This is a genomic window from Mycobacteriales bacterium (assembly GCA_040902655.1).
Lineage (GTDB): Bacteria > Actinomycetota > Actinomycetes > Mycobacteriales > SCTD01 > SCTD01.
Genome location: JBBDWV010000011.1, coordinates 18,470 through 42,525, shown reverse-complemented (window position 1 = coordinate 42,525; position 24,056 = coordinate 18,470). Strand labels below are relative to the sequence as shown.

The 24,056-nt window shown below is 72.1% G+C and carries 21 protein-coding genes and 1 pseudogene; 13 read left to right on the top strand and 9 right to left on the bottom strand.

Features of this window, described 5'->3' with window-relative positions:
- Window positions 1–128 precede the first annotated feature (128 nt).
- Complete coding sequence (trxA, locus tag WD794_02780) at window positions 129–455, top strand: thioredoxin (GenBank protein ID MEX2289235.1); 327 nt, start codon at window positions 129–131, stop codon at window positions 453–455.
- Window positions 456–585: 130 nt separating this feature from the next.
- Complete coding sequence (locus tag WD794_02775; GenBank protein ID MEX2289234.1) at window positions 586–1,695, top strand: N-acetylmuramoyl-L-alanine amidase; 1,110 nt, start codon at window positions 586–588, stop codon at window positions 1,693–1,695.
- Window positions 1,696–1,716: 21 nt separating this feature from the next.
- On the opposite strand, the gene WD794_02770 is transcribed toward WD794_02775, so the two are convergent.
- A complete protein-coding gene (locus WD794_02770; GenBank protein ID MEX2289233.1) occupies window positions 1,717–2,334 on the bottom strand; it encodes a GNAT family N-acetyltransferase in 618 nt (205 codons plus the stop codon).
- Between the two features lie 232 nt (window positions 2,335–2,566).
- On the opposite strand from WD794_02770, the gene WD794_02765 reads away from it, so the two are divergent.
- The 3 genes from WD794_02765 to WD794_02755 all read left to right on the top strand — a co-directional run bounded on the left by WD794_02765 (window position 2,567) and on the right by WD794_02755 (window position 6,172).
- Complete coding sequence (locus WD794_02765) at window positions 2,567–3,892, top strand: PLP-dependent aminotransferase family protein (GenBank protein MEX2289232.1); 1,326 nt, start codon at window positions 2,567–2,569, stop codon at window positions 3,890–3,892.
- A 49-nt stretch (window positions 3,893–3,941) separates the two neighbouring features.
- Window positions 3,942–4,901, top strand: coding sequence for a D-alanine--D-alanine ligase (locus WD794_02760; GenBank protein MEX2289231.1), 960 nt, complete (start codon window positions 3,942–3,944; stop codon window positions 4,899–4,901).
- Between the two features lie 296 nt (window positions 4,902–5,197).
- Entirely contained in the window at window positions 5,198–6,172 is a 975-nt protein-coding gene (locus WD794_02755) for a hypothetical protein (GenBank protein MEX2289230.1), read from the top strand.
- A gap of 164 nt (window positions 6,173–6,336) precedes the next feature.
- Here the strand turns inward: WD794_02755 and WD794_02750 are convergent, their stop codons facing one another.
- The 8 genes from WD794_02750 to rpmH all read right to left on the bottom strand — a co-directional run bounded on the left by WD794_02750 (window position 6,337) and on the right by rpmH (window position 11,837).
- Window positions 6,337–7,317 carry a ParB/RepB/Spo0J family partition protein gene (locus tag WD794_02750; GenBank protein ID MEX2289229.1) on the bottom strand — a complete coding sequence of 327 codons (981 nt, stop codon included), beginning with the start codon at window positions 7,315–7,317 and terminating at the stop codon, window positions 6,337–6,339.
- The gene (locus WD794_02745; GenBank protein MEX2289228.1) at window positions 7,314–8,189 is read right to left on the bottom strand and encodes a ParA family protein; all 876 of its coding nucleotides are present in this window, start codon (window positions 8,187–8,189) and stop codon (window positions 7,314–7,316) included. Before WD794_02745 ends, WD794_02750 begins: the two co-directional genes overlap by 4 nt.
- A 437-nt stretch (window positions 8,190–8,626) precedes the next feature.
- Complete coding sequence (gene rsmG / locus WD794_02740) at window positions 8,627–9,337, bottom strand: 16S rRNA (guanine(527)-N(7))-methyltransferase RsmG (GenBank protein ID MEX2289227.1); 711 nt, start codon at window positions 9,335–9,337, stop codon at window positions 8,627–8,629.
- Window positions 9,337–9,837, bottom strand: a complete 501-nt coding sequence (locus WD794_02735) for a R3H domain-containing nucleic acid-binding protein (protein MEX2289226.1) — start codon at window positions 9,835–9,837, stop codon at window positions 9,337–9,339. Before WD794_02735 ends, rsmG begins: the two co-directional genes overlap by 1 nt.
- 39 nt (window positions 9,838–9,876) lie before the next feature.
- Complete coding sequence (gene yidC / locus WD794_02730) at window positions 9,877–10,944, bottom strand: membrane protein insertase YidC (protein ID MEX2289225.1); 1,068 nt, start codon at window positions 10,942–10,944, stop codon at window positions 9,877–9,879.
- Window positions 10,937–11,287: a membrane protein insertion efficiency factor YidD gene (gene yidD, locus WD794_02725; GenBank protein ID MEX2289224.1), complete on the bottom strand. Its 351-nt coding sequence runs from the start codon at window positions 11,285–11,287 to the stop codon at window positions 10,937–10,939. The genes yidC and yidD overlap by 8 nt, the downstream gene beginning before the upstream one ends.
- Complete coding sequence (rnpA, locus tag WD794_02720) at window positions 11,284–11,667, bottom strand: ribonuclease P protein component (protein MEX2289223.1); 384 nt, start codon at window positions 11,665–11,667, stop codon at window positions 11,284–11,286. Before rnpA ends, yidD begins: the two co-directional genes overlap by 4 nt.
- 32 nt (window positions 11,668–11,699) lie before the next feature.
- Window positions 11,700–11,837 (bottom strand): 50S ribosomal protein L34, encoded by a 138-nt coding sequence (rpmH, locus tag WD794_02715; GenBank protein MEX2289222.1) that lies wholly within the window; start codon window positions 11,835–11,837, stop codon window positions 11,700–11,702.
- 508 nt (window positions 11,838–12,345) lie between these two features.
- On the opposite strand from rpmH, the gene dnaA reads away from it, so the two are divergent.
- The 8 genes and pseudogenes from dnaA (at window position 12,346) to WD794_02675 (ending at window position 24,047) form a co-directional block, all read left to right on the top strand.
- Window positions 12,346–13,920: a chromosomal replication initiator protein DnaA gene (gene dnaA / locus WD794_02710; protein ID MEX2289221.1), complete on the top strand. Its 1,575-nt coding sequence runs from the start codon at window positions 12,346–12,348 to the stop codon at window positions 13,918–13,920.
- A 358-nt stretch (window positions 13,921–14,278) separates the two neighbouring features.
- The gene (dnaN, locus tag WD794_02705; GenBank protein MEX2289220.1) at window positions 14,279–15,454 is read left to right on the top strand and encodes a DNA polymerase III subunit beta; all 1,176 of its coding nucleotides are present in this window, start codon (window positions 14,279–14,281) and stop codon (window positions 15,452–15,454) included.
- 40 nt (window positions 15,455–15,494) lie between these two features.
- Window positions 15,495–16,457: pseudogene (gene gnd, locus WD794_02700) on the top strand (decarboxylating 6-phosphogluconate dehydrogenase).
- 3 nt (window positions 16,458–16,460) lie between these two features.
- A complete protein-coding gene (gene recF / locus WD794_02695; GenBank protein ID MEX2289219.1) occupies window positions 16,461–17,615 on the top strand; it encodes a DNA replication/repair protein RecF in 1,155 nt (384 codons plus the stop codon).
- Window positions 17,605–18,120 carry a DciA family protein gene (locus WD794_02690; protein MEX2289218.1) on the top strand — a complete coding sequence of 172 codons (516 nt, stop codon included), beginning with the start codon at window positions 17,605–17,607 and terminating at the stop codon, window positions 18,118–18,120. The genes recF and WD794_02690 overlap by 11 nt, the downstream gene beginning before the upstream one ends.
- Before the next feature lie 256 nt (window positions 18,121–18,376).
- The gene (gene gyrB / locus WD794_02685; GenBank protein MEX2289217.1) at window positions 18,377–20,374 is read left to right on the top strand and encodes a DNA topoisomerase (ATP-hydrolyzing) subunit B; all 1,998 of its coding nucleotides are present in this window, start codon (window positions 18,377–18,379) and stop codon (window positions 20,372–20,374) included.
- An 83-nt stretch (window positions 20,375–20,457) separates the two neighbouring features.
- Window positions 20,458–23,136: a DNA gyrase subunit A gene (gyrA, locus tag WD794_02680; protein ID MEX2289216.1), complete on the top strand. Its 2,679-nt coding sequence runs from the start codon at window positions 20,458–20,460 to the stop codon at window positions 23,134–23,136.
- Window positions 23,133–24,047: a DUF3566 domain-containing protein gene (locus tag WD794_02675; GenBank protein ID MEX2289215.1), complete on the top strand. Its 915-nt coding sequence runs from the start codon at window positions 23,133–23,135 to the stop codon at window positions 24,045–24,047. The genes gyrA and WD794_02675 overlap by 4 nt, the downstream gene beginning before the upstream one ends.
- The last annotated feature ends 9 nt before the right edge of the window (window positions 24,048–24,056 follow it).

Genomic DNA, 24,056 nt, shown 5'->3' with positions numbered 1-24,056 from the left:
TCGACACCGCCGTCCCGGCCGAACCACCGGACCGCCCCCAGGTCAAGGGCGGCCACGGCAGCCCGCCGGCGTCCGCCTAGCCGCACCCGATCCCGCACCTCCCTATCCCCGACCACGAGGAGCACCCGATGGGCAAGGCCACCAAGACCACCACCGACGCCGACTTCGGCACCGACGTCCTGCAGAGCGACAAGCCGGTGCTGGTCGACTTCTGGGCGGAGTGGTGCGGCCCGTGCAAGATGGTCGCCCCCGTGCTGGAGGAGATCGCGGCCGAGAACAGCGAGAAGCTGACCGTCGTGAAGCTCAACATCGACGAGAACCCCGGCGCAGCTCGCGACTACCAGATCATGAGCATCCCGACGATGGCCGTCTTCTCCGGTGGCAAGATCGTCAAGCAGATCGTCGGCGCCAAGCCCAAGGCCGCGATCCTGAAGGACCTGGAGACCTTTCTGTAGCTGCGTTCTCCACGACGACGGTCGGGCCCGCCGCCGGCTCGCTGTGCGGCGTACGGCCGGATGACCTGTGCCACGGGGTCACCGCCGCAGTAGTGTGCCGAGGGTCCGAACCGGCATCGAGAGGTCCCCCGTGCAGCTGTTCCGCCTCGGTGACCGCGGTCCCGCCGTCGCTGACGTCCAGACGCTGCTGCACGGTCTCGGGCTGCTGCCCGAGGTGCCCGACGAACCACTCTTCGACGAGCGGACCGACCGCGCGCTGCGCGAGTTCCAGCAGCGGCGCGGCCTGTCGGTCGACGGCATCGTCGGCGCGGAGGCCTACCGCGCGCTGGCTGCCGCCCGCTGGAAGCTCGGCGACCGCCTGCTGTCACTGGCCACCCGGCCGTTCGTCGGGGACGACGTGGCCGCGCTGCAGGAGCGACTGCTCGAGCTGGGCTTCGACGCCGGCCGCGCCGACGGCGTCTTCGGGGCGCGTACGGAAAAGGCGCTGCGGGGGCTGCAGCGGGAGTACGGACTGGTCCCGGACGGCACCTGCGGGCCGGCCACCCTGCGCGCGCTGCGCCAGCTCGGCCGGCACGTCACCGGCGGACGCCCTCAGGTGCTGCGGGAGGCCGAGGCGCTGCATCGCGCCGGTGCGGCGCTGCCCGGCAAGGTGGTCATCCTGGATCCGGGGCATGGCGGCCGGGACCGTGGCGCGGCCGGTCACGGACTCGAGGAGGCGGCGGTTGTCGAGGACCTGGCCGCACGGCTCGAGGGGCGGCTGGCCGCCGTGGGGGTCCGGGCGCTGCTGACCCGCGGCCCGGACACCTGCCCGAGCGACGCCGCGCGGGCGCAATTCGCCAACGACGCGGGCGCCGACCTGGTGCTGTCCCTGCACGTCGACCGGGCTCCGTCGCTGCACTGCCACGGCGTGGCGAGCTACCACTTCGGCGCCGGCCGTGGCACCACCTCGACCGTGGGTGAGGAGCTTGCCTCGCTGGTCCAGCGGGAGGTCGTGGCACGTACCGACCTGCTCGACTGCCGAGTGCACGAGAAGACGTGGGAGATCCTGCGGCTGACCCGGATGCCGGCGGTGCGGCTCGAGCTCGGGCACGTGACGCACCCCGGAGACGCGGCCCGGCTGGCCGACCCCGCGTTCCGCGACACCGTTGCCGAGGCGGTGTTGGTGGCGATCCAGCGGCTCTACCTGCCGGCCGACCTGGACCCGCCCACCGGGGTCATGCGGCTGCCCGCCTTCAGCTGACGGGCGCCTGGCGGGCGCGGCTCAGACCGGACGCAGCAGCGGGTCGGGGCTCATCGAACCGAGCAGTCGCTCGAGCGCGACCTCGACGTCCTCGCGCCAGGACACCGCCGACTTGAGTTCGAGGCGCAACCGCGGGTAGCGGTGGTGCGGGCGCACGGTCTTGAAGCCCACCGACCGCAGATGTGCCGCCGGCAGCACGCACGTCGGCGACTCCCACTTCTCGTCGCCGAACGCCTCGAGAGCCCGGACACCGCGGCGGGAGAGGTCCTTGGCCGCACTCTGCAGCAGCAGCCGGCCGAGGCCGCCGCCGGCGAAGTCCGGGTGCACGTGCCCGGTCATCAGCAGCACCGCATCCGCACTCACCGGGCTGGTCGGGAAGGCGATCGAGCGCGGCACGTAACTGGGCGGCGCGTACATCACGAAGCCGGCCGGGACGTTGTCGACGTAGACCACCTTGCCGCAGCTGCCCCAGTCCAGCAGTGTCGCGGAGACCCACGACTCCTTCTCGAACGCCGTGTCCCCGGCCTCTTTCGCGCGATCGAGCGCGACCGGGTCCAGCTCCCAGAAGACACACTGCCGGCAGCGCCCCGGCAGGTCGTCGAGGTTGTCCAGGGTGATGTTGACGGCGCGTCTGGTCACGGTCGGTGCTCCGGACGGGGCGCGCGGAGCAGCCCCGCGAGCCAGCCGCCGACCATGCCCAGCAGCAGACCGAGAAGCAGCGAACCCACGATCCGGCCGGACGGGCGTTCGGACACGCGGAACTCCTGAGTTGCTGGCTGGGACCGCCACCAGGGTAGGCCGCTGCTCGCGGAAGGGACAGCAACAGCTTTATCCCGACGACGGTTGCCGCCGCCGCGGGTAGCCTCACGCCATGTCATCGGGCAAGGGACCGCGGACCGGTCCGAGTGTCACCCTCGACGCCTTCACCGACCGCTACGCCCAGCGCACACACGGCATGACCGCCTCGGAGATCCGGGCCCTTTTCGCCGTCGCCTCCCGGCCCGAGGTCGTGAGCCTGGCCGGCGGGATGCCCAACCTGTCCGCGCTCCCGCTCGATGTCGTCGGCAAGCTCATCGGCGAGCTGGTGCAGTCGCGGGGTGCGCAGGCACTGCAGTACGGCTCCGGCCAAGGCGATCCCGTGCTGCGCGAGCTCATCTGCACGGTGATGGCCCTCGAGGGGGTCGAGGCCTCACCGGAGGACGTCGTCGTCACGGTGGGCAGTCAGCAGGCGCTCGACCTGGTGACCCGCGTGTTCTGCGATCCCGGTGACGTCGTGCTCGCCGAGGCGCCGTCGTACGTCGGTGCGCTCGGGACGTTCTCGGCCTACCAGGCCGACGTGGTGCACGTCGCCATGGACTCCCACGGTCTGGTGCCGCAGGCCCTCCGGGAGGCAGTGGCCGCCGTGCAGGCCTCCGGCCGCCGGGCGAAGTTCCTCTACACAGTGCCGAACTTCCACAACCCAGCGGGCGTCTCGCTGGGCGAGGAGCGTCGCGACGAGGTGCTGGAGATCTGCTCTTCCGCCGGGCTTCTCGTGCTCGAGGACAATCCGTACGGCCTGCTCGGCTTCGATGCGCCGCCCACCCGGGCGATCCGCGCCCGCGGCGGCGAGGACGACGTGCTGTACCTCGGCTCGTTCTCCAAGACCTTCGCGCCCGGCCTCCGTGTCGGCTGGGTGCTCGCGCCGCACGCCGTGCGCGAGAAGCTGGTGCTGGCCGCCGAGGCCGCGGTGCTCTGCCCGCCGACGTTCAACCAGCACGTCGTCGCGGACTACCTCGCCACCCAGGACTGGCAGGGGCAGGTCGGCGCCTTCCGCTCGATGTACCGCGAGCGGCGCGACGCGATGCTCGACGCACTGACGCAGCAGATGCCCGCCGGCACGACGTGGACCCACCCCACCGGCGGGTTCTACGTCTGGGTGACCTTGCCGGGCGAGCTCGACGCGAAGGTGCTGCTGCCCCGCGCGATCACGGCGCGGGTCGCGTTCGTCCCCGGCACCGCGTTCTTCGCCGACGGCACCGGCCGGCAGAACCTGCGCCTGTCCTACTGCTATCCGACTCCCGACCGGATCCGCGAAGGGGTGCGCCGGCTCGGCACCGTTCTCGAGGAGGAGGTCGAGCTGCGCGCCACCTTCGGCTCCACCGGGATCAGCAAGAGCTCACGCCCACAGACCGAGTCGCCGTCACCGGACATGGCATGAGCACCGCGGCCGGCCGCGCACCGCGTACCGGATGCGGCGGGGAGCGGGCATGACGGCGCGCTGTCTCGTCCTGGCCGGCGGGCTCTCGCACGAGCGTGACGTGTCCCTGAGGTCGGGTCGGCGGGTGCTCGACGCGCTGCGCCACGTCGGCGTCGAGGCCGACCTGCGCGACGCCGACGCCTCGCTGTTGACGGTGCTCGCCGAGGCCGCAGCTGCTGACCGCCCGTACTCCGCGGTGCTCGTCGCGCTGCACGGCGGCGCGGGCGAGGACGGCGCGCTGCGCGAGGTGCTCGACGTCGCCGGGGTGCCCTACGTCGGCTCCTCGCCCGGAGCCTGTCGGATGGCCTGGGACAAGCCGACGGCCAAGGCGCTCGCGTTGCGTGCAGGGTTGGACACCCCGGCCTCGGTGGTGCTGCCGCACGCGGCGTTCCGTGAGCTCGGGGCCGGCGCGGTGCTGGACCGGCTGGTCGGCCACCTCGGCCTGCCGCTGATGGTCAAGCCGGCCCGCGGGGGTTCCGCGCTCGGCTGCACCCGCGTCGACAAGCCTGACGAGCTGCCCGCGGCGATGGTGTCCTGCTTCTCCTACGGCGAGGCGGCGCTGGTCGAGCGCTTCGTGAGCGGGACCGAGGTGGCGGTGACGGTGATCGACACCGGTGACGGGCCGCGCGCGCTGCCGGCCGTGGAGATCGTCCCACTGTCCGGCGTCTACGACTACACCGCGCGCTACACCGCCGGACAGACGGAGTTCTTCGTGCCGGCCCGGCTCGCGCCGCCGCTGGCCGCGGTGGTCGCGCAGGCGGCGATCGCGGCACACGCCGCGCTCGGGCTGCGCGACCTGTCGCGGGCCGACCTGATCGTGGACGACGACGGAACCGTCCAGCTGCTCGAGGTGAACACCGCCCCCGGCATGACCGAGACCTCGCTGCTGCCGATGGCGGTGGAGGCGGCCGGCCTGTCGTTGGGATCGGTTCTGGCGTCGCTGCTCGAGCAGGCCGCCGTCCGCCGCTGAGCTCCCGGTGGAGTTTCCCGGCGGCCTTGTCGCCCGCCGCTGAGTTCTCGGTGGACCCGTCGCCCCCACTCCTTGATCAACGCCGTACTCCCGCATGTTTTGCCCACCCGAGAGCTGTGCAAGTACGGCGTTGATCACGCGCGGGGTCACGACGACGAGCATCCCGGGGGGTCGGGCACCCACCACCCTCAGCCGCTCGTCCACAACCACCCACGAGATCCGCCGCCTCCGAAGATCGATCCACAGACTCCTGGCGGTGCCTTCCGCGGGCGCCCGACGACCGCTGCACTGCCCCCGTGGGCAGCCGCGAGATCGACGCCATCGGGGACCGTGCCCGTGCGATGCGCGGGATCATCACGACTGCCGAGTTGCTGATCGCCGGTCGTGATCCGCGAGTGGCGGAGCGTCAGGTCCGCGCGGGGCACTGGCAGCGGCCGGTCCGCGGCGTCTACGTCACCCATCCTCGGCCGCTCACCTACCTGGATCTCGGCCACGCCGCCCACCGCCTCGTGCACGGACGCATGGTGCTGTCCGGCCTCGCGGTCCTGTCGGAGCTCGGCCTGCGTTGGCTGCCGAACTCGTCGCGGGTCCTGGCGCTCGTTCCTCCCGACCTGCGGACCCGTAGCAGTGGGCGCCTCGTCCTGCGCCGGACGCAGGAGCTGGAGTCGCTGGAGACCTGGTGCCGGGCGGGCCTGGCGCTGGCTCCGGTGGAGCGCGCGGTCATCGACGCCTGCCGGGAGACGGAGCACTTGCGTGACGTCCGGGGCGTGCTCCTCGGGGCGGTCGCAGACAACTGGGCCTCGGTCGAGGATCTGGAGCAGGTGCTCGCGACGACCCAGCGCAACGGCTCCGGGTCGACCCGCCGCGCCCTCCAGGACGCCCGCCGTGGGGCGGCCAGTCCCCCGGAGGCGGAGCTGGTCGACGAGCTCATCGGCTGCGGCGTGCCCTTCTACGTCAATCCGGACGTGCTGCTCGACGGCCGGTTCCTCGGCTCGCCGGACATCTGGTTCCTCGGCCTCGGCGTGGGGGGAGAGGTGGAGAGCCAGGAGCGGCACGGCACCGAGGACGACACCGAGTCGACGTACGACAGGCACGAGCGGATGACGGGCGCCACGGGGGTGGAGCTGGTCCACCTGAGCGTGCGACGGATCCGTGCGGACATCGCCGAGGCCGCCGGGCACCTGCTGTCGTATGCCCGCCCGCGCACCCGGCTCGCTCAGCCCGAGCTACCCGGGCTCACCGTCAGCCCGCGCGGACCCCTCCTGTACTGACCCTGCATCGCAGGGTGTACTCGATGGCGGACGTCCAGAGGTGCATACGTGTCTGCGGGTCGATCCGCCGAGCACAACGGTGGGATCGGAGCGGCTCGCGGCTTGATCAACGCGGCACTTACGCACATTTTGCCGCCCGGAAAAGTGCGGAACCACGGCGTTGATCAGCTGCTGGCCGGGGGCGGCTCGGCGGCACCCGGCTGGTCGGCACCCGGCTGGTCAGCACCCGGCTCGGTGTCGATCATCGCGACGATCCGGTGCAGGTCGTCCAGGGTGGCGAACTCGATGGTGACCTTGCCCTTGGCCCGGCCCATGTCGACCTTGACCCGCGTCTCGAAGCGGTCCGACAGCCGGTCGGCCAGCTCGACCAACCCCTGCGGCACCGGTCGCCGCCGCTTCGGCCGTGGCGCAGCCGGGTCGGCGGTCGGCTGCGCGAGCTGCACCGCCTCCTCCACGCCCCGCACGCTCATGCCTTCGGCGACGGCGCGGGTCGCCATCTCCTCCTGCGCCTCCGCCGTCGGCAGGCCGAGGATCGCCCGGGCGTGCCCGGCCGAGAGGACGCCGGCGGCCACCCGGCGCTGCACCGGCGCCGGCAGCTGCAGCAGCCGGATCGTGTTGGAAATCTGCGGGCGTGAGCGGCCGATCCGCAGCGCCAACTCCTCGTGCGTCGCCCCGAACTCGTGCAGCAGCTGCTGGTAGGCCGCCGCCTCCTCGAGGGGGTTGAGCTGCTGGCGGTGCAGGTTCTCCAGCAGCGCGTCGCGCAGCATGTCGTCGTCGGAGGTGTCCCTCACGATCGCCGGGATGGTGCCGGTGCCCGCCTCCTGCGACGCGCGCCACCGCCGCTCGCCCATGACGAGCTCGTAGCGCGGGCCGCTCTCGTCGGCATCGACCTCGCGGACAACGACGGGCTGCAACAGCCCGACCTCGCGGATCGAGGTCACCAGTTCGGCCAGCGCCTCCGGATCGAAGTGGGAGCGCGGCTGCAGCGGGTTCGGCGTGATGCGGTCCAGTGGCAGCTCGGCGAAACGCGCGCCGGAGACCTCCTCCGGGGCCTCGCCGGGCTGCTCGTGGGTCGGGCCCGTCGGGATGAGGGCTCCGAGGCCACGACCGAGCCCACCGGTCCGGCGCAGCGGTGGCGTGGTCACGGCGTGCTCTCCTTCGCGGCCGAACCGCGCTCGGCGATCTCGCGGGCCGCTTCGAGATAGGCCAGCGACCCGCGCGAGCCGGGGTCGTAGGTGACGACGGACTGGCCGTAGCCGGGCGCCTCCGACACCCGCACGCTGCGCGGGATGGTGGCGGACAGCACGGTCGCACCGAAGTGGTTGCGGACCTCCTGGGCGACCTGGTCGGCCAGCCGGGTGCGGGCGTCGTACATCGTCAACAGGATGGTCGACACGTGCAGACTCCGGTTGAGGTGCGCACGGACGAGCTCGACGTTCTTGAGCAGCTGCCCCAGCCCCTCGAGCGCGTAGTACTCACACTGGATCGGGATCAGCACCTCCGACGTCGCGACCAGCGCATTGACGGTCAGCAGCCCCAGCGAAGGCGGACAGTCGACCAGTACGTAGTCCAGGTCCTCGCCTCCCGGCCCCTCGCAGTACTGCTCGATCGCACCCTTGAGCCGCGACTCCCGCGCGACGACGCTGACCAGCTCGATCTCCGCGCCGGCCAGATCGATGGTCGCGGGCACGACGAGCAGGTTGGGCACGCCCTCGGCCGGCTGCAGGATCTCGGCGATCGGTGCGCCGTCGATCAGGACGTCGTAGACGTTCGGCGTCCCCGACCGGTGCTCGACCCCGAGCCCGGTCGAGCAGTTGCCCTGCGGGTCCAGGTCGATGACGAGGACCTTCGCGCCGTGCAGGGCGAGCGCCGCGGCGAGGTTGACGGTCGTGGTGGTCTTCCCGACGCCGCCCTTCTGGTTGGCGATCGTGAGAACACGTCGCTGGGCCGGCTTGGGGAAGTTGTGCCGGCCGCTGGGGTTCAGGGCGCGCACAGCGGCAGCGGCCTGCGCGCCGATCGGCAGGTCATCGCCGGCGGCGTCCTCGCGCAGGGAGGCCCGTACCCGCTCGGCCGGCGCGAGTTCCGGGGCTGCAGCGGGGGCCGGCGCAGCGGGGGCCGGTGCAGCGGGGGCCGGCGCAGCGGGGGCGGCCACGGTGCGCTGGCTCGGCGCAGTGGGGGCGTCGGCCGTGTCGGTGCTCAACGCGGGTGCCGCAGTGCTGGGCTCGACAGTGGACGGGGCCGGCACGACCGGCTCGTCTTCGCGGGGCGGAGCCGGCACGACCGGCTCGTCCTCACGCGCTGGAGCGGGGAGCACCTGCTCGACCGGCACCGTGGACGTGGGCTGCCCACCTTCCGGCTCTCCGCTGCGGCGGCCGGGCCAGCCCAGCCCGGCCGAGGACGCGGCACCTCCACCGTGCGCGCCGCGCCGACCGCGACCCGGCCAGCCCAGCCCGCTCACCGGCGCGCCCGCTTCGTCGCCGGGACGGCTGCCGTCCTGCCGCGGGTGACCACGACGACCCGGGCAGCAGTCTGCTGCTCCGGGTCGCCGACGACCACCACCTGGGCGGAGACGGCGCCGGCCTTCTGCAGAGCAGCGCCGGAGGAGGCCAGCTCGCTGTCGGCCCGCTCGCCCTTGAGTGCGAGCAGCCGGCCACCGGGGTGCAGCAGCGGCAGGGACCAGCCCGCGAGCCGGTCGAGCGGGGCGACCGCCCGGGCCACGACGGCGTCGACGAGCAGCGTGCCGGCCAGCTCCTCCGCGCGTGCCCGCCGTACCACAGCCGTGCGCAGGGCCAGCTCGGCGACGACCTGTTCGAGGAACGTGGCGCGACGTAGCAGCGGCTCCACGAGCAGGACCGTGACGTCCGGCCGCAACGCCGCGAGCACGATCCCGGGCAGCCCCGCGCCGGAGCCGACGTCGGCCACGACCGTGCCCGGCTCGAGCAGTTCGGCCAGGCCGGCGCAGTTGAGCAGGTGCCGCTCCCACAGCCGCGGGGCCTCCCGCGGACCGAGTAGGCCCCGCTGGACACCCGGCCCCGCGAGCAGCGCGGCGTACGCCTGCAGGACCGGCAGGGCGTCGCCGAAGACGCCGACGGCCGACGCCGGAGCGGGCGGCGCCGGAGCGGGCGGCGCGAGTTCGGGGGCGAGGCTGGAGGCGGGCGTGCTCATCAGCTGCCGGCGGGCAGGACCACCACGCGGCGCTCGGGTTCCACGCCCTCCGACTCGCTGACGACACCGTCGACCGCGGCCACGGCGTCGTGCACCACCTTGCGCTCGAACGGGGTCATGGGGGCGAGCCGCACCCGCTCGCCGGACTCCAGGCAGCGCTGGGCAGCCCGCGTGCCGACGGTGGTCAGCTCGTCCTTGCGGGCGGCGCGCCAGCCGCCGATGTCGAGCATGAGCCGACTGCGGACACCGGTCTCGCGCACGACGGCGAGGCGGGTGAGTTCCTGCACGGCCTCGAGCACGACGCCGTTCTGGCCCACCAGGGCGTCCAGACCGTCGCCGACGATCGCGACGACGGCACGCTCACCCTCGACGTCCATGTCGATGTCACCGTCGACATCGGCGATGTCCAGCAGGCGCTCGAGGTAGTCGCCGGCGATGTCGCCCTCGCGGACGAGCAGGTCCTGGCCGGTGGGGTTCTCGGCGGTGTCGGGGTCGGTCACGGGTGTCCTTCTGCAGGGGGCGGGAGCGCGGGAGGCAGGCTAGCGCCGGCCGCCGCGCCGGCTCTTGTTCTTGCGGCTGCCGGCCGGACGACGGCCGGTCGGCGCCACGGCGGTCTTGCGGGATGCAGTGGTGGCCCGACCGCCGACGGCTGCGGGCACCGTGCCTGGCCCGGGCACGTCGGCCGCCGCGCTGCCGTTCGCCTGCGCAACGTCCTTGTCGTTGTTCTTTCCGGCGTCGTCCTGAGCGTTCCGGTCCGCGGCCTTGCCGGTCCGCTTCCCGTCGATCTTGCCCTTCGGGGGGGTGGTCGCCTCCACGAGGCCGGGCTTGCCCGGATTGAGATTGACCGGCGGCATCCGCTTGATGACCCACGCCTGCTGGCCCATCGACCAGACGTTGGTGGTCAGCCAGTAGAGCAGGACGCCGATAGGGAAGAAGACGCCGGAGACGGCGAAGGACAGCGGCAGGACGTACAGCAGCAGCTTCTGGACCATGACCTGCTGCGGGTCGGTCGTACCGGCGCGGGCCATCAGCTGTCGCTGCGTCCAGAAGGTGGACGCACCCATCCCGATGACCATGAGGAACGCCACGATGCGGACCGTGGTGTGGTTGGCCCCCAGCTCGGAGATCAACGACGCCGGGCTGTTGAAGGCGGCACTGATCGGTGCGCCGAGCACCTGGGCCGCCGCACCCTCCCGCAGCTGCTGGGAGGTCAAGCCGTACATCGCGTTGGCATCGGTCTTGAAGTTGCGGATGACAGTGAACAGGGCGAAGAACACCGGCAGCTGCAACAGCAGCGGCAGGCAGCCCGAGATCGGGTTGGCGTTGTTCTCCTTGTAGAGCTTCATCATCTCTACGTTGAGCGTCTCGCGGTCGCCCTTGTGGAGCTTCTGCAGCTCCTTGACCTTCGGCGCGAGCTCCTGCATGCGGCGCTGGCTCTTGATCTGCTTGACGAACAGTGGGAACAGCGCGAGGCGCACCGTCACCGTGAGCAGCACGATCGCCAGGCCCCAGGCCCAGCCGCTGGCGGAGTCCAGGCCGAGCGCCACCAGCCCGGAGTGGATGAGCGCCAGCAGCTGGCCGACGGGACTGGCGAGGGCGTCAAGCACAGGTCTGCTCCGGGGCATCGGTCGCGCGGTGAGGGACAGCGGCAGAGTCCATGGTCGCGCATGTGGGACGAGCCGGCGGTACGGGATCGTGCCCGCCGGGATGGAACGGCTGGCAGCGGGCCAGCCGGCGCAACGTCAGCCAGCTCCCGCGCAGCGCCCCGTGGCCGAGGACGGCCTGCACACCGTAGGCGCTGCAACTGGGGGCGAAGCGGCACCGGGGGCCGATCAGCGGGCTGATCGCGCGGCGGTAGAACTGCAGCAGGACCAGCAGCAGCCGGGCCGGCGGACTGACGGCGTGTCGCCGACCGGGGCTCGCCGCGGGGCTGACAGCCGGCGGACTCACCGCCGGCTCCGCGGCCGGGAGGCCGAGGCGAGGGCGGCATCGAGGTCGGCCGCCAGCGCCCGGCTCGGCGCCGCGCCCGCCGCCGGAGCCGCGCGGACGACCACCCGTGAGCCGGCGGGCAGCGTCACGACCCGGTCGCGCAGCAGGTGGCGTAGCCGGCGGGCGGTGCGGGAGCGGACGACCGACCCGCCGACCGCCTTGCCGACGACCAGCCCGGCGCGCGTCGGCGCCTCCCCGGAGCCGGCTGGTGCTGGCCCCGGGCGCACGGCGTCTCCCCTGAGTACATGCACGGTCAGCAGCGGCCGGGATGCCCGCCGGCCCCGACGCACGACCTCGCGGAAGTCGGTGGAGAAGCGCAGCCGATGCGGCTTCGACAGCACGACGCGCCTCCCGGCCGGGCCGGTGGACCGGCTCAGGCAGACAGCTCGTTGCGGCCCTTGCGCCGACGGCCGGCGAGGATGGCGCGGCCGGCGCGGGTCCGCATGCGCAGCCGGAAGCCGTGGGTCTTCGCACGACGGCGGTTGTTCGGCTGGAAGGTGCGCTTGCTCACGACGGGGCTCGCTCTCGGGGAGGACGGGGGTCCGCGGGGATGCACGCGGGAGCGGGACCGGTGCGAAGAACGGTCCTGGCGCGGGCACAGACGGCCTCCAAGGTACGGACACCCCGCGGAAGGGTCAAACAAGCCAGCGGGGACACGCCGTGGGGCTGCGTAGGAGTTCCGTGATGTGTCTTGCAGCCGGTGCGTGCTGCTGTTAGCGTCCCCGCGCCGGTCCTCCTCGAACCGGCTGCCCGGCCCCCGTGGTCGCAGCGGCCGGCGTCACGGTCCTGCGGGCGAGGGGGGTCTGCGCAGACGGTCCCCCGGGCGTCGTGTGTTCGGTCGTCCCCACGGCGCCTCCACAGGTTGTGGACAGTGCTGTGGACAGCGCGGGCACCGAAGGGCAGGGTCGACCTTGGCGGGCCCCGCGAGGAGCACCGCCCCGACCGCCCACCCGGCCGGCCGGACCGCTCCGAGCCGAGGGAACTGCGTGACCGACCCCGAACCCGGCGCCCCCCTGGGAATGACACCCACCGACCCGCCTGAGAAGACTGCTGCGCCGGTCGAGCTCGAGGCGATCTGGACCCGAGCGATCGCGATCCTGGCCGACGGTGCCCTGTCGCCACAGCACCGCGCCTGGCTCGGGCTCACCCGCCCACTCGGCCTGGTCGAGGACACCGCCTTGCTGGCGGCCCCCAACGAGTTCGCCAAGGACGTGCTGGACACCCGGCTGCGGCCACTCATCGCGCAGGCGCTGTCCGCGGCCTACGGCCGCGACATCCGGGTCGCGGTGACCGTGCAGCCGCCACCCGCCGTGGCGCCCGTGCCGGAGCGGCCGCCGGTGGACGGCAGCGTCGCCCCGGTTCCGTACGACAGAGCCCACGAGGACCCCCGGCCGTTCCCTGCCGACCCACGTGACCAGCCGCCGTACACCGCACAGGATGCGCCGTACGACACCGCCTACGGTACCGAGCGCCACGGCGAGGTTCCGCAGGCTCGGGACAATGTACGGCCGTTTCCTGGCCGGCTGCCCGGGGCCGACGTGGGGCGACCGCCCGAGCCGGCCCGGCTGAACCCGAAGTACGCGTTCGACACCTTCGTCATCGGCGCCTCCAACCGCTTCGCGCACGCTGCGGCCGTCGCGGTGGCCGAGGCGCCGGCCAAGGCCTACAACCCGCTGTTCGTCTACGGCGAGAGCGGGCTCGGCAAGACGCACCTGCTGCACGCGATCGGCCACTACGCCCAACACCTGTTCGCCGGTGCGCGGGTGCGCTACGTGAGCTCGGAAGAGTTCACCAACGACTTCATCAACTCGATCCGCGACAGCCGGGCCGAGACGTTCCGCCGGCGTTACCGGGACGTGGACATCCTGCTGGTCGACGACATCCAGTTCCTGGAGCACAAGGAGGGGACGCAGGAGGAGTTCTTCCACACCTTCAACACCCTCCACAACGCCAACAAGCAGATCGTCATCAGCTCCGACCGACCGCCCAAGCAGCTGTCGACGCTGGAGGACCGGCTGCGCACCCGGTTCGAGTGGGGGCTGATCACCGACATCCAGCCGCCCGATCTCGAGACGCGCATCGCGATCCTGCGCAAGAAGGCTGCCCAGGACCGGCTGGCCGCACCGCCGGACGTGCTGGAGTTCATCGCCTCGAAGATCTCCCGCAACATCCGCGAGCTCGAAGGAGCGTTGATCCGCGTCACCGCGTTCGCCTCGCTGAACCGGCAGACCGTCGACCTGTCCCTGGCCGAGGTGGTGCTCAAGGACCTCATCCCGGCCGACGGCGGGCCCGAGATCACCGGCGCTACGATCATGGCCGCGACGGCCGAGTACTTCGGGCTGACGATGGAGGACCTGTGCGGCTCCTCCCGCTCCCGCGTGCTGGTGACGGCTCGGCAGATCGCGATGTACCTCTGCCGGGAGTTGACTGATCTCTCACTGCCCAAGATCGGGCAGATGTTCGGCGGCCGGGACCACACCACGGTGATTCACGCCGACCGCAAGATTCGTGCGCAGATGCCGGAGCGCCGTGCGACCTACAACCAGGTCGCCGAGCTGACGAACCGGATCAAGACCCGGTCGCGCCAGCCATGACCGGCGCCTGGCTCCGTGGCCGGCGGGAGGCCGCCGGCTCCCTGCACAGCATGGGGACAACATTGTGGACAACTGGGGACAACTGCCCTTCGTACCGTGGAGGACGCTGCACCCCTGCTCGACCGTCCACGGCCGTCCACCGCCACCTGGGGGGCCGGTCCACAGACGGCCCACACTCGGTGACACCCGCTGACCTGCGGGAACCCGCTTTGTCCACAGGGTCGTCGGCTCCTGCCACCACGACGTGTCCCTCCCTCTCCGAACCTCCCTCCTGGTTCTCGGGACGCGCGCTGCTGTGGAGGACCGACGTCTGGCAGGCTCCTCCCGCACCGACCCCGCACAGGAAGGCCATACGCACATGGAGCTGAGAGTTGAGCGTGATGCTCTCGCCGACGCGGTGGTCTGGACCGCCCGCTCACTGCCGGCCCGGCCGCCGATGCAGGTCCTGCTCGGCCTGCTGCTCGAGGTCACCGCGGGCCCTGACGGCGCCCTGGAGATCTCGGGCTTCGACTACGAGGTCAGCTCCCGGGTGCGGCTGGAGGCCTCCGCGGACGAGCCCGGTCGGGTGCTGGTGCCGGGGCGGCTGTTGGCCGACATCGTCCGTTCGCTGCCCGCGCAGCCGGTGGACCTCGAGGTCCAGGGCAGCCGGGTGGTGCTGACCTGCGGGCCCGCCCGGTTCACTCTGCCGACCCTGCCCGTCGAGGACTACCCGACGTTGCCGGCGATGCCCGGGACTGCGGGCACGCTTGGCTCGGACGTCTTCGCGGCGGCAGTGGCGCAGGTCGCGCTGGCCGCTGGGCGGGACGACACGCTTCCGGTCCTGACCGGGGTGCGCTTCGAGATCGAGCAGGACACGCTGACCCTGGCGGCCACCGACCGGTACCGGCTGGCCGTCCGGACGCTGCCCTGGCGGCCGGTGGACACCGACGTCTCACGCACCGCGCTGGTGCCGGCGCGCACGCTGTCGGAGACGGCGCGCGCCCTCACCGCCGGGCCTGAGGTCACCCTCGCACTCTCCCCCTCGGGAGGGTCCGGCGCCGAGGGGATGATCGGCTTCGAGGGAGCGGGGCGCCGTACGACGTCACGGCTGCTGGAGGGAGAGTTCCCCAAGTACCGTTCGCTGTTGCCGAGCGAGAGCACCGCGGTGGCCGAGGTGGCGACGGCGCCGTTCGCCGAGGCCGTCAAGCGCGTCGCCCTGGTCGCCGCCCGGAACGCCCCGGTGCGGTTGGGCTTCTCGGCCGACGGTGTCGTGCTCGAGGCCGGTGGCGCCGACGATGCGCAGGCCTCCGAGCAGCTCGAGTGCTCCTGGGAGAGCACCGGAGCGGGCACCCCTGACGGCGAGCCCTTCTCGATCGCCTTCAATCCTCAGTACCTGCTGGACGGGCTCGGTGCAGTGGACAGCGACACCACGACGCTGTCCTTCACCGGCCCGACCCGCCCGGCGGTGCTCACCGGCAAGCGCGAGGCCGACGCCACGTCCGGCACCCCGGCGGAGTACCGCTACCTGCTGATGCCGGTGCGCCTGTCGGGCTGAGACGCGGGTAGGGCCAGCGGCCGGGGACGACAGCACGTCGACGTCAAGGAGAGCCATGGCAACGCTGGGCCTGATCGGACTGGGCAAGATGGGCGGCAACATGGCCGAGCGGCTGCGCCGCGGCGGACATCAGGTCGTGGGCTACGACCGGTCCCCGGACAGCGGGCGCACGGTGGACAGCCTGGAGGCCCTGGTTGCCCGGCTCGAGCCGCCGCGGGTGGTGTGGGCGATGGTCCCGGCCGGCGCGCCCACGCATGACACGATCGAGGCGCTGGAACGCTTGCTGGAGCCCGGCGACGTGATCGTCGACGGCGGGAACTCGCGCTACACCGACGATCAGCGGCACGCTGCCGATCTCGCGCCGAAGGGCATCGGGTTCGTCGACTGCGGCGTGAGCGGTGGCGTGTGGGGGCTCACCGAGGGCTACGCGCTGATGTGCGGCGGCGAGGACGACGACGTGGCGAAGGTCCAGCCGTTCTTCGATGTCCTGAAGCCCGCGGGGGACGCGGGCTTCGTGCACGCCGGTAGGGTCGGTGCCGGCCACTTCGCCAAGATGGTCCACAACGGCATCGAGTACGGCCTGATGCAGGCCTACGCAGAGGGCTGGGAGCTGATGCGGGCCACCGACGTGATCACCGACGTGCCGGCGGTCGTCGCCAGTTGGCAGCAGGGGACGGTGATCCGGTCCTGGCTGCTCGACCTGATGGTCAATGCACTGCGCGAGGACGACGACCTGTCGGCTCTGCGGGGCTACGCGCAGGACTCCGGAGAGGGCCGGTGGACGGTGGAGGCGGCGGTGGAGCACGCCGTGCCGCTACCGGTCATCACGGCGGCGCTGTACGCGCGCTTCGGATCACGACAGGATGACTCACCGGCCATGAAGATGATCGCCGCACTGCGCAATCAGTTCGGCGGCCACGCCGTCACGGCGGCGGCAGGTTCGGTCGAGAAGGGCGCCGACAGCCCGGGAGCCGACGGCCCGGTCGCACCTCCGGACGTCTGAGGCGTGTACGTCAGCCACCTCTCGCTGGCCGACTTCCGCTCCTGGTCCACACTCGAGCTGGAGCTCGCTGCCGGGTCCACCGCGCTGATCGGGGCCAACGGGCAGGGCAAGACCAACCTGGTCGAGGCACTGGGCTACGTCGCGACGCTGGCGTCCCACCGGGTCGCGGCCGACGCGCCGCTGGTGCGGGCCGGGGCGGAGCGGGCGGTGGTGCGGGCCCGGGTGGAGCGGGACGATCGCAGCACTCTGGTCGAGCTGGAGGTCAACCCGGGCAAGACGAACCGGGCGCGGGTGAACCGCGGGCCGGTACCGCGGGCACGTGAGGTGCTCGGCATCCTGCGCACGGTGCTGTTCGCGCCGGAGGACCTGGCGCTGGTGCGTGGGGACCCGGCCGAGCGCCGGCGCTTCCTCGACGACCTGCTGGTGTCCACGGCTCCTCGCTACGCCGGCATCCGCGCCGACTACGACCGGGTGCTCAAGCAGCGCAACGCCCTGCTGAAGACGGCGTTCCTGGCCCGGCGGTCGGGCGGTGGCGACATGCGCACGCTGGACGTCTGGGATGCGCACCTGGCCCGGGTGGGGGCCGAGCTGCTGTCCGCCCGGCTCGGCCTGGTCGCGGCGCTGGGCCCACGGGTGCTGGAGGCCTATGGCGCGGTGGCCGGCAGAGCAACGGGGGAGCGCGGCGGGACGACGCTGGACTACCGGTCCTCACTCGGTGCGGCTCTGCCGCAGGACAACGGCGAACCCTCGCGTGACCGGGAGCTGCTGGCCGCGGCGCTGCTGTCGGAACTGGCCCGGGTCCGCCCTCAGGAGATCGAGCGGGGGGTGTCGCTGGTCGGCCCGCACCGCGACGAGCTGCTGCTGGGCCTGTCCGGCCTGCCGGTGAAGGGCTACGCCTCGCACGGCGAGTCCTGGTCGTACGCGCTGGCGCTGCGACTGGCGTCGTACGACCTGCTGCGGGCCGACGGAGGCGAGCCGGTGCTCGTCCTGGACGACGTCTTCGCCGAGCTGGACGAGGGCCGACGCGGCCGGCTGGCGGAGCTGGTCGCCGGAGCCGACCAGCTGCTGGTGACGGCGGCCGTGCCGGCCGACGTGCCCGAATCGCTGGCCGGCTCGCGCTACGACGTGCACGAGGGGGTGGTCACCCGTGTCCGCTGAAGAAGAGCCGGAGCTGAAGGGCCCGGACCTGGCCCGGGCGGCGCTGTCGCGGGCCCGCGCGGCGGCCAGGGCCCGCGGCGTGTCTCCGGGAGCGCCGCGGGCGAAGGTGCGGCGCACCGACCCGGCGCGGTCCGGCTCCGGCCCCGACGGCCGGGATCCGGTCCGGTTCGGCACGATGATCCGCCGGCTGGTCGAGGAGCGGGGGTGGGAGGAGACCACCACCGCGGCCGGAGTGCTGGCCAACTGGGACCGCCTGGTGGGGGCGGAGATCGCCGATCACTGCCGGCCGGCCTCGCTCACCGGCGGCGAGCTGGTCCTGGTCGCGGAGTCCTCGGCCTGGGCGACCCAGCTGCGGCTGATCACCCGCACGATGGTCAGGCGGCTGGCCGAGCAGGTGGGCGAGGGCGTGGTGACGTCGATCGTCGTGCACGGTCCGGCGCAGGCGGACTGGCGCAAGGGCCCACGGCGGGTACGAGGGCGGGGGCCGCGCGACACCTACGGCTGAGCAGCACCCGGGCATGTGCTGGATCTACGGCGCAGCAGTTCCCGGCGGAGGAAGCGTCCGGAGCCGCTCTGGCCGCCTGCACCACGTATCCGTGGTCCCCCACGCGCCCCGGGCCATGACGCGCCAGCGGGCGTCCCAGGGGCATTCTCGCCGAGATCGTCTGACCCACGGGCTATGCTCGCGATGTCGTCCCGCCGTTCGGGGTCCGAGTCGCCCCGCCGGGGTGGCTGCGCCTGGCGGAGAAGCGGAGAACTGCATGCCGGACCAGCCGACCTCGCCGGGCGAAGGGGAGCCGCAGCCGGGTGCTGCCTCGCCGTTGCCGGGCTACAGCGCCTCCTCCATCACGGTGCTCGAGGGCCTGGAGGCGGTTCGCAAGCGGCCGGGTATGTACATCGGTTCCACCGGGGAGCGCGGGCTGCACCACCTGGTCTACGAGGTGGTGGACAACGCCGTCGACGAGGCGCTGGCCGGGCACTGCGACACCATCACCGTGACGCTCCTGGCCGACGGCGGGGTGCGGGTGAGCGACAACGGCCGGGGCATCCCGGTCGACCTGCACCCGGTGGAGCAGCGACCGGCCGTCGAGGTGGTCCTCACGACGCTGCACGCCGGGGGCAAGTTCGACGGTGAGAGCTACGCCGTCTCCGGTGGGTTGCACGGCGTCGGTGCGGCCGTCGTCAACGCGCTGTCCACCCGGCTCGAGGTCGAGATCCGCCGGGACGGCTGGGTGTGGACGCAGACCTACGCCCACTCGGTGCCCGAGCCGCTGCTCAAGGGAGCCGCGACCGAGGAGACCGGTAGCACCGTCACCTTCTGGGCCGATGACGAGATCTTCACCGAGACGACCACCTACTCCCGCGAGACGCTGCACCGCAGGCTGCAGGAGATGGCCTTCCTCAACGGCGGCCTGCGCATCTCGCTGCGTGACGAGCGGACCGAGCTCACCGGCGGGGAGACGGTCGAGGAGGTCTTCCACTACCCGGGCGGCCTGATGGACTACGTGCGCCACCTCAACAGCGCCAAATCGCCGGTGCACCCGACGGTCATCGGCTTCGAGGAGCAGACCAGCGCCGGCATGCGGATGACCGTCGAGGTCGCCATGCAGTGGAACGACTCCTACACCGAGTCGGTGTACACCTTCGCGAACACCATCAATACGCACGAGGGCGGCACCCACGAGGAGGGCTTCCGCACGGCGCTCACCACCACGTTCAACGACTGGGCGCGAAGCAAGGGCCACCTCAAGGAGAAGGACACCAACCTGGAGGGCTCCGATATCCGGGAGGGGCTCACGGCGATCATCAGCCTGAAGCTCGCCGACCCGCAGTTCGAGGGCCAGACCAAGACCAAACTCGGCAACTCCGAGGCCAAGGGCTTCGTGCAGAAGGCCACGCGGGAGTGGCTCAAGGACTGGTTCGACCGTAATCCGGTCGACGGCAAGATGATCGTGTCGAAGGCGTCTCAAGCGGCCCGGGCGCGGTTGGCGGCCCGGCAGGCCCGCGAGCTGACCCGGCGCAAGGGGCTGCTGGAGTCCTCCTCGCTGCCGGGCAAGCTGGCCGACTGCCAGTCCACCGACCCGCGCGCGTCCGAACTCTACGTGGTGGAAGGCGACAGTGCCGGCGGCAGTGCCAAGGGCGGCCGGGACTCCACGTTCCAGGCCATCCTGCCGATCCGCGGGAAGATCCTCAACGTCGAGAAGGCGCGGATCGACCGGGTCCTCAACAACAACGAGGTGCAGGCAATGATCACTGCCCTCGGCACGGGGATCCACGAGGAGTTCGACATCGCCAAGCTGCGCTACCACAAGGTGGTGCTGATGGCCGACGCCGACGTGGACGGCCAGCACATCCGCACGCTGCTGCTCACGCTGCTGTTCCGGTTCATGCGCCCACTGGTCGAAGCCGGCCACGTCTACCTCGCCCAGCCGCCGCTCTACAAGATCAAGTGGGGTCGGGACGAGTTCCAGTACGCCTACTCCGACCGGGAACGGGACGGCCTCGTCACCGCCGGCCAGCAGGCCGGCAAGAAGCTTCCCCGGGACGCCGTCCAGCGCTTCAAGGGGCTCGGCGAGATGAACGCCGGCGAGCTGTGGAGCACCACGATGGACCCGGCCGAGCGGGTGCTGCTCCAGGTGACGCTTGACGACGCCGCGACGGCGGACGAGTTGTTCTCGACCCTGATGGGCGAGGACGTCGAGGCGCGGCGGGCCTTCATCCAGCGCAACGCCCGCGACGTGCGCTTCCTCGACATCTAGACCGGCCGGTTCCTTCCGGGAGCCGCCGCTGTCCTGCTCCACCCGTTCCACGTGGAACGGACCGCTGAACGAAGGGACCTGCTGTGGTCGACGTCCTCCCCCCGCCGCCGCCGGGCGACCGGGTCGAGCCGGTCGGCATCGAAGTCGAGATGCAGCGGTCCTACCTCGACTACGCGATGTCGGTCATCGTCGGCCGCGCGCTGCCGGAGGTGCGGGACGGCCTCAAGCCGGTGCACCGCCGGGTCCTCTACGCGATGTACGACGGCGGCTACCGCCCGGATCGCGGCTACTTCAAGTGCGCCCGCGTCGTCGGCGACGTGATGGGCAACTACCACCCGCATGGCGACAGCGCCATCTACGACACCCTCGTGCGGCTCGCCCAGCCGTGGTCGCTGCGCTACCCGCTGGTCGACGGCAACGGCAACTTCGGGTCGCCCGGCAACGACCCGGCAGCCGCGATGAGGTACACCGAGTGCCGGCTCGCGCCGCTGGCGATGGAGATGCTCCGCGAGATCGACCAGGAGACGGTCGACTTCGCACCGAACTACGACGGGCGCTCACAGGAGCCCACGATCCTGCCCAGCCGGATCCCGAACCTGCTGGTCAACGGCAGCTCCGGCATCGCGGTCGGCATGGCCACCAACATTCCGCCGCACAACCTGCGCGAGGTGGCGGCGGGGGTGCAGTGGTACCTGGAGAGCCCGCAGGCGACCTCGGAGGAGTTGCTCGACGCGCTGCTGGCCCGCGTCCAGGGGCCGGACTTCCCGACCGGCGGACTGATCGTCGGCCGCAGCGGCATCGAGGAGGCCTACCGGACCGGCCGCGGCTCGGTGCGGATGCGGGCGGTCGTCGAGGTCGACGAGGACGCCAAGGGCCGCACCATCCTGGTCGTCAGCGAGCTGCCGTACCAGGTGAATCCGGACAACCTGGCCGAATCGATCGCCGACCTGGTCCGCGACGGCAAGATCGGCGGCATCGCCGACGTCCGTGACGAGGGCTCGCAGCGGCTGGGGCAGCGGCTGGTCATCGTGCTCAAGAGAGACGCGGTCGCCAAGGTCGTCCTGAACAACCTCTACAAGCACACCCAGCTGCAGTACACCTTCGGCTGCAACATGCTGGCGATCGTCGACGGCGTCCCGCGCACGCTGCGGCTGGACCAGTTCGTCGAGTACTACGTCGCCCACCAGGTCGACGTCATCGTCCGGCGCACCCGGTTCCAGTTGCGCCGCGCCGAGGAGCGGGCGCACATCCTGCGTGCGCTCGGCAAGGCGCTGGACCGGCTGGACGACGTCATCACGCTGATCCGCAACAGTGCGAGCGCCGAGGCCGCCCGCAGCGGCCTGATGGAGCTGCTGGACATCGACGAGATCCAGGCCGTCGCGATCCTGGACATGCAGCTGCGCCGGCTGGCGGCCCTCGAGCGCCAGCGCATCCTGGACGAGCTGGCCGAGAAGGAGCGGGAGATCGCCGACCTGCAGGCGATCCTGACCGATCCCGGTCGGCAGCGCCGGATCATCGGGGAGGAGCTGGGCGAGATCGTCGACCGGTACGGCGACGAGCGCCGCACCCGGATCATCGCGTTCGAGGGCGACATGAGTGCCGAGGATCTCATCGCGCAGGAAGACGTGGTGGTGACCGTCACCCGCGGCGGCTACGCGAAGCGGACCAAGACCGACCTCTACCGCTCCCAGCGTCGAGGAGGACGGGGCGTGCAGGGTGCGGCCCTCAAGCAGGACGACATCGTCGAGCGGTTCTTCGTGACGACGACGCACCACTGGCTGCTCTTCTTCACCGATCAGGGCCGGGTCTACCGGGCCAAGGCGCACGAGCTGCCCGAGGCCAACCGGAACGCCCGGGGCCAGCACGTCGCGAACATCCTGGCCTTCCAGCCGGAGGAGAAGATCGCGCAGGTCATCGCGCTGCGCGACTACACCGTGGCGCCGTACCTGGTGCTCGCCACCCGCAAGGGTCTGGTGAAGAAGACCCGGCTCACGGAGTACGACAACGGCCGTTCCAGCGGGCTGATCGCGATCAACCTGCGCGAGGACGACGAACTGATCGCGGCCGCACTGATCAGCGCCGAGGACGACCTGTTGTTGGTTTCACGTGGTGCGCAGTCGATCCGCTTCCAGGCCGACGACGAGGCGCTGCGTCCGATGGGTCGCGCGACCTCGGGGGTGATGGGCATCCGGCTGCGTGAGGGCGACGAGCTGTTGGCCATGCAGGCGGTCCGGCCGGGGAGCGACGAGACCGATGACGCGCTGCTCGTCGTCACCGACGGCGGGTTCGGCAAGCGCACCCGGTTGGCGGAGTACAAGCGGCAGGGCCGCGGCGGGCAGGGCGTGCTCACGGCCCGGATCGAGGAGAAGCGCGGCCAGCTGGTCGGGGCGCTCATCGTCCAGGACGCCGACGAGATCTTCTGCATCACCAGCGCCGGCGTCGTCATCCGGATGTCGGTGCAGCCGCTGCGCTACCTGTCCCGGCCGACCGGCGGCGTCAAGCTGGTGACCCTCGACACCGGGACGGCGGTCGTCGCCGTGGCCCACAACGGCGAGGCGGCTGCGGATACGGTCACCGAGCCGCAGGATGCGGACGGTCCGGACACCGACGGGGGTGGCGGTACCGCGACGACTGATGGCGGCGGCGCAGAGAGCTCCTCGGCCGAGGCGGGTATCACGACCGAGGGCGCGCGGACGACTCATGTCGGGCTGCCTGCGCAGGAGCCCGACGACAGTGCGCCGGACGAGGGGGAGCAGGCATGACGACGCCACGCGGAACCGACACAGGCGCGCCGGCGGAGGTCGACCCGCAGGAGGGCGGCGACCCGCTGGCCGCCCGAACGCCGTCCGCGTCGGCCACGCCGGTTGCGGACCCCTCCGTGGGGCAGTCGTCGACGGGGCAGCCGTCCGTGGAGCGGTCCGCCGGGCAGCCGCCCGGACCGCAGTCAGCGGCACCGGCCCCGCCCGGCCCGATCGGGACCGGGGACCGGGCCGTCTCCGATCACGGCACCGACCCGCAGGTATCCCGGGAGCCGGAGGCCGCCGTAGCGCGTGGCGGGGGACTGCGCCCGGGGATCCTCGAGGCGCCGCGTCCCGGTGCGGGGGAGCGAGCCCCTGAGAGCGGATCTGCCGCGACGTCACCGACGACGGTGCTGCCTGTCGTTGCAGCCAGTCCTCGGGTCCCTCCGCCTACGCCGCCGGCCGCGCCCGCCGTACCTGGTGTGCCGCGTCGGCTGGCCCCGCCAGCGGGCGCACCGCCGCGGTCCGTTTCACGTGGTGAGGGCCGGCCGACCTCGGCGACGCGACCAGCAGCGCGGCCCCGCCGCGCGCGCCTGACGCTCAAGCGGATCGACCCGTGGTCGGTGTTCGTGCTCTCGCTCGTCGGATCGGTCTTCCTGGGCATTGCGCTGGTCGTCGCGGCGGCGGCCCTGTATGCGGTCATCGATTCGCTCGGCGTGACGGAATCGCTCAACCAGCTTTTCGCCGAGGTCACCGGCACCACGGCCGCGATCGAGCCGTTGCTGACGGCCGGCCGGGTCGTCGGCACCGCAGCGGTCCTGGCCGCTGCCAACGTCGTGCTGCTCACCCTGCTCGCGACGTTGGGTGCGTTGCTGTACAACCTGTGCGCCTCGTTCACGGGGGGGCTGGAGTTGACGTTCGGGGAGCGCGACTGAGCCGTGGTG